Below are 11450 nucleotides of genomic sequence, written 5' to 3' on the forward strand. Positions count from 1 at the left end.
AATATAGTTGCGAATATATTGCTTTTTTTACTCATCTGATCAGATATGGCAAGATTAGGAAAATTGAGGTGATAAAAGCATCAGTTTTTAAAGACTTGAACGAATCATGCGAATGAGTTGTAAAACGGTGCATTTTCCCTGTAAATACCCGCATTTAAATTAAGTTTTTTTGATTTTTAGCTGCAATTTGGCTATTTCATTTTTTCTGATGTAAGGTTGAAACTTCTTCGTTGAACCTCCATATGAAAACTATTCGTCTACTGGCATCCTTATCATCAGGTTGCGGTTTCAGCCGACGATGTCAATGACATAGGATCTTATTCAATATGAATGCATTAGAACTAACCGATTTACGTAAAACGTATGCCGGTGGATTTGAAGCACTGAAAGGCCTCAATCTGACGGTGAGAAAAGGGGATTTTTACGCTTTACTTGGCCCCAATGGTGCCGGTAAGTCAACCACGATTGGGATTATTTCCTCACTCGTCAATAAAACCTCGGGAAAGGTATCCGTATTCGGCCACGATCTGGACAAAGAAATGGAGCTGGCTAAACTTTCTTTGGGGTTGGTGCCGCAGGAGTTTAACTTCAACCAGTTTGAAACCGTTGAACAAATTGTGATTCAGCAAGCGGGATACTACGGTGTACCACGTGCGCAAGCCAAAGAGCGGGCGAAGAAATATCTCACACAGCTCGACCTATGGGAAAAACGCAAAGAACGTTCCAGAAACCTCTCCGGGGGGATGAAGCGTCGGCTGATGATTGCCCGGGCTTTAATGCATGAACCTCAGTTATTGATTCTTGATGAACCGACGGCTGGCGTCGATATTGAATTGCGCCGCTCGATGTGGGATTACCTTCAGCAGCTCAACCGCCAAGGGATTACGATTATTCTGACCACACATTATCTCGAAGAAGCGGAAATGTTATGCCGTAATATCGGGATTATTCACGGTGGTGAGTTAATTGAAAATACCTCGATGAAGGCGTTACTTGGTCAGCTTAAGGTCGAAACATTTATTCTCGATCTGGCACCGACGGTGACCGACATCCCCGAGCTGACCGGCGTACTGAGTCAGAAACATGCCGATGGCTCTTTGGAGATTGAAATTGAGAAAACCCAAGGCCTGAACCATGTATTTCGCCAGCTAAGTGAGCATGGTATTCCGGTTCTGTCGATGCGCAATAAAGCCAACCGACTGGAAGAACTGTTTGTCCGTATCGTCAATGAATCCACAGCGGGCGGTCGCACCAGCGGCAATCATGATGCGACCACAACACATCATGAGACATCAACGAATTAAAGAATCAAAATGAGAGGAAGCATGTATAAGCTTTATTGGACCGCCTTTTGCAGTCTGCTGGGGAAAGAAGTGGTTCGTTTTTCCCGTATCTGGGTGCAAACCCTTGTACCGCCAGCGATTACCATGACACTCTATTTTATTATTTTCGGTAATTTGATTGGTTCCCGCATCGGGATGATGCACGGTGTCAGTTATATGGCGTACATTGTGCCCGGCCTGATTATGATGTCGGTGATTACCAACTCTTATTCGAATGTCGCCTCTTCGTTCTTTGGTGCCAAAATGCACAAAAATATTGAAGAGTTACTGGTTGCACCGGTGCCGACTTACGTCATCATTGGCGGCTATATTATGGGTGGGGTGGCCCGCGGATTATGTGTCGGCGTGATGGTCACGCTGGTGTCCCTGTTTTTTGTCGATCTTCAGGTCGAACACTGGGGGATCATTGTCGTGACTGTGTTCCTGACATCTGTGGTGTTCTCACTCGGTGGGTTTATCAATGCCATCTATGCCAAAAGCTTCGATGACATCTCGATTGTGCCGACGTTTATCCTGACGCCACTGACTTATCTTGGCGGTGTGTTCTACTCATTATCGCTGCTGCCTGAATTCTGGCAATATGTGTCCAAGGTTAATCCCATTGTGTATATGGTTAATGCATTCCGTTATGGATTTCTGGGGATTTCCGATGTGAGTATTCTGGCATCATTTTCGGTGTTAGGGATCTTCATCGTAGCGCTGTATAGCATATCTTATATCTTGGTGAAAAAGGGGATAGGGCTAAGAACTTAACCACGAACCCGAGTCACTGAATATCTTGCGAACAACACAGTATGATCAACCGGGGCGCATCCATTCGAGATGCGCCCCGGTTTTTATAGCGGCTCATTTTATATGACGTTCTGATATAGTTTTATAAAAACGGCCAGGATGTGGTTAAAACGCTCAACGTGATCAATACACCCATCGTCAAAAAGAATCGTACGGATTTCAGATAGGACATTTCATTTCCCTCAGAACATTCATATTGCCATTGTGCTTATCTTTCTATTTTATCTGAATTCACTCATCTTGATCTGTTTTTGTTGTAATTTTTCTTCATTTTAACGTTTTTTATCTGAATCAAATCTCTTTCAGAGTTTAATTTACTGATTTATCTCTTAATTGTGTATTTATATTTCATTTTTATTCGTTTCGTATAGCGAAACAAAAAATGCCATTTGTTTTGAATTTGAATCATTGGCTCACAAAGTGAGCAATTTGAGATTTTAAAATTCGGAATAAAACGTAGCATCAATTACGTAATATGAAATGAATCGGAGATAAGCAATGCCTCTCGTATCCTTAAATGAACTGCAACATCAATTTGAAAGTGCCTTGCTCAAAAGGGGCATGGCCGCCGACTCAGCAACCAAACTTGCCCAAGGGTTTGTTGAAATGGCGAATGAAGGAACCTACTCGCATGGTATCAACCGATTCCCGGTTTTTATTTCTCAGGTGGATCAAGGGCATATTAAGCTCAATGCCATTCCGGAATGCGTTAACAGTCTGGGTGCCCTGGAGCAGTGGGATTGCCATTTCGGCCCCGGAGTCCTCAATGGATTAATTTGTACTGACCGTGCGATTGAACTGGCGAAACAGTATGGCATCGGCATGGTGGCAATGCGCAATTCAAACCACTGGATGCGCGGCGGAACTTACGTACTCAAAATGGCTCGTGCAGGCTTGGCCGGTATTGCATCCACCAACTCAATTGCCGTAATGCCAGCCTGGGGAGGGAAAGATCATCGCGTGGGCAGTAATCCATTAATTATGGCGGTTGCCGGTGATCCGCCGGTATTGGTGGATTGTTCAATGAGTCAGTATTCCTACGGTCAGCTGCAAAACTATGTGCTGGCGGATAAAGAACTTCCGGTCGTCGGCGGCTTTGATGATGAGGGTCAGTTAACCACCGATCCGCATGTTCTGTGGGAAAACAAACGACTCCTGCCGATGGGATTCTGGAAAGGCTCTTCAATGGCTGTAGTGCTGGACATGCTGCTGACGGCGGTAAGCGGTGGGTATTCCGTCCCTGCATTAACTGAAGATATGCAAGCTGAATTCGGTGTTTCACAGTTTTTGATTGCCATTGATACCAGCAAAACGATGGACGGAGAGCGTCTGATCGAAGAGATGAAGCGCATCCGGGAATATGTGCTTGCCTCCGAGCCTGCCGAGAGCGGCAAGGTGATGATTGCGGGATCTGAGATTCAGTCTTATATCGACAAGCACCGGGAGCAAGGTGGTATCGAAATTCACGATGAGATTTGGCAGCAGATCCTTGCACTTTAGATTGACCGAATCAGTCGAACTGATAACAAAAGTCGATCCATAAAAAGAATGATTCAGACAAGTAAGCACCGCCGGAGAGTTGTATATGCGAACGGTATTGAAATGGGTTTTGGACAGTATTGACATCATCATGGCAGCGATATTGGTCGCCATGTTAGTGCTGGTATTTACCAATGTAGTACTCAGGTATGGATTTTCTTCAGGGCTGAGAGCATCGGTTGAATTGTCGCGTCTGGGGTTAGTCTGGGTGGTGATGTTGGGGGCGGTGATCGTCCTCCAGCGAGATGAGCATCTGGCTGTTAAAGAGTTTACCGAAAAACTCATGCCTCGCTGGGTCCCATTTCTCAGACGGCTCTGTTGGTTGATTATTTTGGTCTCGGTCGGGATGCTGTTTTATGGCGCATTCGGTCAGATGATGGATAACTGGCGTGATATTTCCCCGCTGACAGGCCTGCCATCGGCACTATTTTATCTGGCCGGTGCGATCTCCGGTGGATTAATGGCGATTTTGGCGGCCGTCCGAATATTTTTTCCACAGTGGTTGATAGACAAGTCCGCTGATGAATCCGTTGTGACACAACAGGCTCAGGAGGATCAGGCATGACGCTATTTATCTTCTTAACGGTCTTGATTGTGTCGATCCTTTTAGGTTTGCCCGTCGCCTTTGCTTTATTACTGTCTTCTATTGCGTTGATGGTGCATATGGATCTGTTCAGTGCTGACATTCTGGCTCAGTCACTGGTGAACGGGGTGGATAGTTTTACCTTACTGGCGATTCCGTTTTTCCTGATTGCCGGTGAGGTAATGTCTGCGGGCGGGTTATCTACACGGATTGTCCGGCTGGCAACCTGTTATGTCGGTCACCGCAAAGGTGGATTAGGGTATGTAGCGATCATGACCTCGGTGCTGCTTGCCGGGCTTTCCGGCTCTGCGGTAGCCGATGCTGCAGCGCTGGTCAGTATTCTTTACCCGATGATGAAAGCGGCCAAATATCCGCAAAGCCCGTCAATGGGGCTGCTGGCCGCCGGTGGCATTATCGCTCCTGTTATTCCGCCGTCTCTGCCGTTAATTTTGGTCGGGGTTGCCGGTGGTATTTCCATCAAGAACCTATTTCTCGGTGGGATCGTGCCCGGTATCTTGATGGGACTGACACTGATGTTTGTCTGGGCGTTCACGGTGCGCAGCGAAGATCTGGACGTGCAGCCCAGAGCTTCAAAAACGGAAAAACGTGCCGCACTGAAAGATGGTATCTGGGCGTTATTGTTACCGGTGATCATTATCGGCGGGATTCGCTTTGGCGTGTTCACCCCGACAGAAGCTGCGGTTGTCGCTGCCGTGTATGCCATCTTTGTTGCGGCGGTCATTTACCGGGAAATCAATCTGCGCAGTTTTTATCACATCCTGCTCAATGCCGGGCGCTCAACAGCCATGGTGATGTTTCTGGTCGGTTGTGCCATGGTCGCGGCCTGGCTGATTACCGTGGCTCAGTTGCCCCAACAACTGGCACAGATGCTGGCACCGTTGGTTGACAGTCCGCGTCTGCTGATGGCGGTCATTATGCTGCTGGTTTTGTGTGTCGGGATGGTGATGGATCTCAGCCCGACCATTCTGATTCTGGTGCCGCTCCTGATGCCGGTCGTCAAACTGGCAGGGATCGACCCCACCTATTTTGGACTGATGTTTGTGATCAATTGTTCGATTGGTCTGATTACCCCTCCGGTCGGTACCGTGCTCAATGTTGTGTGTGGTGTAGCTAAAGTACCGATGTCGGCAGCGGTTAAAGGCATCTTTCCATTTATTCTGGCGTACACCGTGTTACTGACGCTGTTCGTCATCTTCCCGAGCATTATAACAATACCAATGAAACTTATTATCGGATAACGGAGAAACAACATGAAATCAATTCTGAAAGTTGCAGGTTTGGTGACAGCACTGGCGATGTTCACCACCCAGTCTTATGCCACCACATTGAAACTTGCTCACGCTGCCCCTGAATCAGATCTACAACAGGACATGTCACTGTTCTTTAAAAAAGAGGTCGAAGCACGTTCTCACGGGGATATCAAAGTCAACATCTTCCCCCAAGGACAATTGGGCAATGATAAACAGATGATTGATGGCACCCGGGCGGGAATCATTGATATCTCAATGGTCGGATTAAATAACTGGTCTGGCTTACTCCCTGAATCGGCTGCTTTCACTCTGCCATTCATTTTTCCGACTCGGGAAGCTGCTTATCAGGTCTTAGACGGTAACGTGGGTCAGGACGTGCTCAAGTCGATGGAAAAATATGGCATCAAAGGGTTGGGATATCCGGAAAACGGCTATCGGAATATGACCAATAATCGTGGGCCAATCCGTAAACCGGCAGATGTCGCCGGGTTGAGAATGCGGGTCAATAATTCCAAAGCACTCAATGATATGTTCAATGCATTACATGCGAACCCGCAACAGATCCCGGTCTCTGAGTTGTATACCGCTTTAGAAACTGGCGTGGTCGATGCTCAGGATCATCCGATTGGTGTCACCCTGTCTTTTAAATTTTATGAAGTACAGAAATATTTGAGCATGACTCAGCACGCGTATTCACCGCTCGTCTTAACCATGAACTTAAAAAGCTTCAAAAAACTCAGTGCCGCTGAACAGAAAATTATCACTGATGTTGCGGCTGAAGCCGTCAAGATGCAGCGCCAAATGAGTATCAAAAAAGAAGATCAGATGATCGCTGAGCTGGAATCTCATGGCATGAAAGTCAACCGGGATGTGGATGGTGCAGCATTTCAGGCGGTAGTTAAACCGGTCTGGAATGAATTTATCAAAGCAAACGGTGACACCATGATCAATCGCATTCTGGCAGCGCAAAAATAACCGTCAGCGATTGAGTAACCCTTCGGTGTGCAGTGGTGCTGGACACCGAAATGGACAGGAGAGGTATCGACAATGCATGTCGATAGGAGCGGCTATGTATTCTGAAATCAAGCAACGCGTATTAGAGGCGAATTTGAGCCTGCCAAAATATGGTTTGGTGACATTCACATGGGGCAATGTTTCTGAGATTGACCGGGCAGCTCATGTGATCGCTATCAAGCCATCCGGCGTGGCGTACGATGACATGACCATCGACGACATTGTTATCGTCGATCTGGATGGCAACATTGTTGAAGGGACACTGAATCCTTCCAGTGATACCAAAACCCATCTTGAACTGTATAAAGCTTTTCCGTCGGTTGGTGGCATTGTGCATACCCATTCTCGCCATGCCACGATCTGGGCACAGGCCGGATTGGATATCCCGGCGCTCGGCACCACCCATGCCGATTATTTTTACGGCAACATCCCTTGCACGCGTCCGCTGACACCGGCAGAGATTCAGGGGGATTATGAGCAAAATACCGGCCTAGTGATCATAGAAGAATTTCAGCGGCGAGCGATTGATCCGGTTGCGGTTCCCAGTGCGATCATTGCCGGTCATGCCCCGTTTAGCTGGGGGAAAAATGCTGATGAAGCGGTGCACAATGCCGTGGTGCTGGAAGAAGTAGCCACGATGGCACTCGGCACCCGGGCACTGAATGCCGGTATTGTGTTACAGCAAGAGCTTTCGGATAAGCATTATTTCCGCAAACACGGGCAAGATGCTTATTACGGACAAAAAAGTAAATCAATCAGCTGATGTACAGATGGCGGAGCAACGTATGGGGCACAACACGATGAGTTACTTTCTGGGCATTGATTCCGGTGGCACGGTGCTGAAAGCGGGCCTGTTTGATTGTCACGGCCGTCAGATTGCGTTGTACCGGGAAAATACCCAAGTGATTCGTGAGAAACAGGGGTGGATCGAACGGGATCTGTCGCTGTACTGGCAAGAAACCTGTCGCGCGATTCAAGGGGTGATTCAGCAGAGTGGTATCCGTGCGGAGCAGATTCGCGGGCTGAGTATTTCTGCTCAGGGGAAAGGGCTCTATTTGCTGGATAAAAACGGCAAAGCCCTGCGTCATGGTATTTTGTCGTCCGACTCCCGTTCGATTGATATTGTCAGACAGTGGCAACATGATGGTATTCCTAAGACGATCTATCCGCTGACCCGGCAGACATTATGGACGGGACATCCCGTCTCCATCCTGCGCTGGGTGAAAGAGCATGAACCGCATCTCTATCGACAGATTGGGACGGTTTTTATGTCACATGACTATTTGCGTTATCGTCTGACCGGTGAGATCCGGGCTGAGGTGACCAATATGTCGGAAAGTAACCTCTACCATGCCAGCAAACAGCAATACGATCCGGCTCTGCTGGCGATATTTGGTATTGAAGAGATCGCCAATGCGCTGCCTGAGCTGATTTATCCTGCGGAATGCTCCGGCACGGTCAGTGAAGCGGCGGCTCAGGCTACCGGGTTAATGGTCGGTACACCGGTTTACGGCGGTTTATTCGATGTCGTCTCGACTGCGATCTGTTCCGGTATTCATGCTGAAAAGCCGATGTTGAATGCTGTGATGGGGACCTGGTCGGTCACCTCCGGGATCACAACCACACTGGAAACCCATACCGATGAGCCGTTTGTTTACGGACATTATGCGATGCCCGGGTCTTATATCGTCCATGAAGCCAGCCCGACATCAGCAAGTAATTATGAATGGTTTGCGCCTTATCTGGGGGGCGAACAGATCGATCATCAGGAGAATGAGCGTTTAGTCAGCTCGCTGAATCCACTCGCCAGTGATGTGCTGTTTGTGCCGTTTCTCTATGGATCTAATGCCGGACTGGGACTGAAAGGATCATTCTATGGATTGCAGGCCTATCACAGCAAAGCCCATCTTATCCAAGCGATCTGGCTGGGCATTGTGTGTTGTCATCATGTTCATCTGCAAAAAATGTTACGCCGTTTCCCTGAGACCCGGGTATTACGCGTAACCGGCGGCACGACACAATCACCGACCTGGATGCAGATGCTGGCGGACTTAACCGGATTATGTCTTGAAATCCCTGCGGTTGAGGAAACCGGTGCACTAGGGGCGGCACTCGTCTCAATGGTTGGCAGCGGGACTTATCCGGATCTCGCCACTGCCTTGGCTGCATCTGATATCCCGATAGAAACGGTTCTTCCTAATCCTGATTTATATGCCAGCTATCAAAGCCGGTTTGAACGTTATCAGCGTTATGTCGAAGCACTGAAAAATTTTGAGGAAATGGTATGAACCAGACACAACCTTATTTGCAAATTGCACTGGACTCAACGGATCTGAGCACCGCATTAAATGATGTTCATCATGTGGCGGATGCGGTGGATGTAATTGAAGTCGGGACGGTACTGGCTTTTTCAGAAGGTATGCATGCGCTCAAAACCCTGCGTCAGCATTATCCTCAGCATATTTTGGTGTGTGACATGAAGCTGCTTGATGCGGGAGAAACACTGGCGGAAATGGCATTTGCCAGCGGTGCAAACTGGGTGACCGTCGGTGCTGCCGCTCATATTGAAACTGTCCGCTCGGCACAGCGGATCGCACAGCAATTTAACGGTGAAATTCAGATAGAACTATTCGGACACTGGACGATTGAGGACGCGAAACTCTGGGTAGAGAGTGGCGTGACGCAGGCGATTTATCACCGCTCCCGGGATGCGCAGGCTGCCGGAGTGGGGTGGGGTGAACATGATTTGCTGTTGATGGAACAATTATCCGAGGTCGGGCTTGAACTCTCGATTACCGGTGGTATTGTTCCGGAAGATATTCATTTATTTAAGAATATCCGTGCAAAATCGTTCATCGCTGGACGCGCACTGGCCAATCACGACGGTAATACTATCCACGACGGTAAGACTATCGCCCGTGAATTTCGCAAACAGATCAACCACTACTGGTAAGGTTTCTTTATGAGTGAGCAGGTAAAATCACTGGTGAAGTCTATGGCTGTGCTGGAATTTCTGAGCCACCACCCCGATGGGGTCGCGTTGCATGAAATTGCGCAGCAGACTGGCATCAACAAAACCTCGGCTTATCGTATGCTCAGTACCTTTGAGGCATTGGGTTATGTCGCCCAACATTCAGCATCGAAGAACTATCGGCTAACCCTGAAGCTATTGCATATCGGTCATTCGGCATTGAGTTCTGATGTTCTGGCGACGACCAGACCGAAGCTGAATGAGCTGGTGAAAGAGCTGAATGAAACGATCAATTTTATTTCCCGTGAGGGGGATAAGATCGTGTTTCGCGACAAGCTGGAACCTCAGCATTCACCGTTCAGAACCCGCACGTTTGTCGGCATGTACTCCGAAATGTATTGCACCGCAGCAGGTAAAGTTTTTCTGGCGTTTTCAACCCAGGAAGATCAAGAGAATTACTGGCAGCGCAATGTCGGACTGATTCAGAGGCTGACTGACAATACCATTACCGACAAAGCTCACTTTCTCAATGAGCTGAAGCAAATCAGAGCACAAGGGTATGCGATTGATAATGAAGAAAATGAAGCCGGGATCTCATGTACTGCTGTCCCGATTTTTGACCGTTCAGGGGTTCCGGCGTATGCCGTCAGCCTCTCAACCCTGACTCCCCGGTTAAGAAATTTCGGGCCGGATAACCTTGCGAAGAAAATTAAACAAACGACAGAAAAGATAGAACAAGAACTGTTTAAGCAGTGATTGAAAAGGATACCAGCGATGAACAACTATACCCTCAAATCTCGCATCGGCTTATATGAAAAGGCGATGCCGGCAACGCTGTCCTGGGAAGAGCGTCTCAGAGAAGCGAAATCACTCGGATTCGATTTTGTCGAAATTTCTGTCGATGAAACCGATGAACGACAACAACGACTGGACTGGGGAGATGATGACATTAATCAGCTTCGTCAGCTCTGTTTTCAGTACGACATCCCCTTACAGAGCATGTGCCTGAGTGCGCATCGTAAATTCCCGTTTGGTTCTGAACATCCACAGGTGCGTGAAAAAGCCCGGGAGATTATGGAAAAGGCGATTAAACTGGCGTATCGATTGGGAATCCGGACGATTCAATTGGCCGGATACGATGTTTACTATGAATCCCAATCGCTACAAACCCACCAGCGCTTCGTTGATGGTATGCGTTGGGCGGCAAAGCGGGCCGAGCAGGCCGGGGTGATGCTGGCCGTAGAAATAATGGATACTCCCTATCTGAATTCGTTATCCAAATTTGAAGTTCTGAAACGGGAAGTCCCATCTCCTTATTTCATGGCGTATCCCGATGTCGGTAATATTACCGGCTGGAATCACGATGTGTGTACCGAGCTGAAGCTGGCCCGCGATCATCTGGTTCAGATTCATCTCAAAGACACGCTGAAAGTCAAACACGGTTTTCCCGGCAAATTTCGTGATTTGGTCATTGGTGAAGGGGAAGTCGATTTCCCGGCCATTTTTACCGCACTCAAAGAGATTCACTACGGTGCACCGTTTGTGATTGAAATGTGGGCCCACGATGAACACTGGCGGGACAATATCATCACCGCCAAACAGCGTTTAACAGCGATGGCCCAGAGCGTCGGGTTTGCGCTCTAAGCGATTCTCTGTTCGCCAGTTTTCCTGAGTCAATCACGGATAGGGCGCGTGTCGACGCGCCCTTTTTTGTATAGAGAAAACCCCCAGCTAGGCTGGGGGTTCCGTAAAGCTTACAGCTATAAGTCAGTTATATAACCCCTTTCAATTTGATAAAAACGTCTTGTGGTCTGGCAACTACAAGAGTTAATTAAGAATTGAAAGGGGGTCCCAATGGGGGACGAAAAGAGCTTAGCGCACACGCGCTGGAACTGTAAATACCACATAGTCTTTGCACCGAAATATAGAAGGCAAGT

At 48.1% G+C, this 11450-nt stretch carries 11 protein-coding genes and 1 pseudogene; all 12 read left to right on the forward strand.

Annotated elements, in window-relative coordinates; all coding sequences use genetic code 11:
- Positions 1 to 326 precede the first annotated feature (326 nt).
- The gene (locus tag VR7878_RS01170) at positions 327 to 1304 is read left to right on the forward strand and encodes an ABC transporter ATP-binding protein (protein ID WP_077332633.1); all 978 of its coding nucleotides are present in this window, start codon (positions 327 to 329) and stop codon (positions 1302 to 1304) included.
- Positions 1305 to 1325: 21 nt separating this feature from the next.
- A complete protein-coding gene (locus VR7878_RS01175; protein ID WP_077332635.1) occupies positions 1326 to 2096 on the forward strand; it encodes an ABC transporter permease in 771 nt (256 codons plus the stop codon).
- A 537-nt stretch (positions 2097 to 2633) separates the two neighbouring features.
- A complete protein-coding gene (gene yiaK / locus VR7878_RS01180; protein WP_077332637.1) occupies positions 2634 to 3635 on the forward strand; it encodes a 3-dehydro-L-gulonate 2-dehydrogenase in 1002 nt (333 codons plus the stop codon).
- A gap of 85 nt (positions 3636 to 3720) precedes the next feature.
- The gene (locus VR7878_RS01185; protein ID WP_077332639.1) at positions 3721 to 4239 is read left to right on the forward strand and encodes a TRAP transporter small permease; all 519 of its coding nucleotides are present in this window, start codon (positions 3721 to 3723) and stop codon (positions 4237 to 4239) included.
- A complete protein-coding gene (locus tag VR7878_RS01190) occupies positions 4236 to 5516 on the forward strand; it encodes a TRAP transporter large permease subunit (RefSeq protein ID WP_077332641.1) in 1281 nt (426 codons plus the stop codon). The genes VR7878_RS01185 and VR7878_RS01190 overlap by 4 nt, the downstream gene beginning before the upstream one ends.
- Before the next feature lie 12 nt (positions 5517 to 5528).
- Positions 5529 to 6503: a TRAP transporter substrate-binding protein gene (locus tag VR7878_RS01195; RefSeq protein ID WP_077332643.1), complete on the forward strand. Its 975-nt coding sequence runs from the start codon at positions 5529 to 5531 to the stop codon at positions 6501 to 6503.
- Between the two features lie 94 nt (positions 6504 to 6597).
- On the forward strand, positions 6598 to 7305 hold the full coding sequence (locus VR7878_RS01200; RefSeq protein WP_077332645.1) for an L-ribulose-5-phosphate 4-epimerase: 708 nt from the start codon (positions 6598 to 6600) through the stop codon (positions 7303 to 7305).
- 37 nt (positions 7306 to 7342) lie between these two features.
- Positions 7343 to 8830: an FGGY-family carbohydrate kinase gene (locus VR7878_RS01205; protein WP_077332667.1), complete on the forward strand. Its 1488-nt coding sequence runs from the start codon at positions 7343 to 7345 to the stop codon at positions 8828 to 8830.
- Positions 8827 to 9495 (forward strand): 3-keto-L-gulonate-6-phosphate decarboxylase UlaD, encoded by a 669-nt coding sequence (locus VR7878_RS01210; RefSeq protein ID WP_077332647.1) that lies wholly within the window; start codon positions 8827 to 8829, stop codon positions 9493 to 9495. The genes VR7878_RS01205 and VR7878_RS01210 overlap by 4 nt, the downstream gene beginning before the upstream one ends.
- A 9-nt stretch (positions 9496 to 9504) precedes the next feature.
- The gene (locus VR7878_RS01215) at positions 9505 to 10269 is read left to right on the forward strand and encodes an IclR family transcriptional regulator (protein WP_077332649.1); all 765 of its coding nucleotides are present in this window, start codon (positions 9505 to 9507) and stop codon (positions 10267 to 10269) included.
- An 18-nt stretch (positions 10270 to 10287) separates the two neighbouring features.
- Positions 10288 to 11157 (forward strand): L-ribulose-5-phosphate 3-epimerase, encoded by an 870-nt coding sequence (locus tag VR7878_RS01220; protein ID WP_077332651.1) that lies wholly within the window; start codon positions 10288 to 10290, stop codon positions 11155 to 11157.
- 210 nt (positions 11158 to 11367) lie between these two features.
- A pseudogene (locus VR7878_RS01225) lies at positions 11368 to 11450 on the forward strand (IS200/IS605 family transposase); the annotation flags it as partial.

The organism is Vibrio ruber DSM 16370 (assembly GCF_900163965.1).
In the GTDB taxonomy this organism is placed as follows: Bacteria; Pseudomonadota; Gammaproteobacteria; order Enterobacterales; family Vibrionaceae; genus Vibrio; species Vibrio ruber.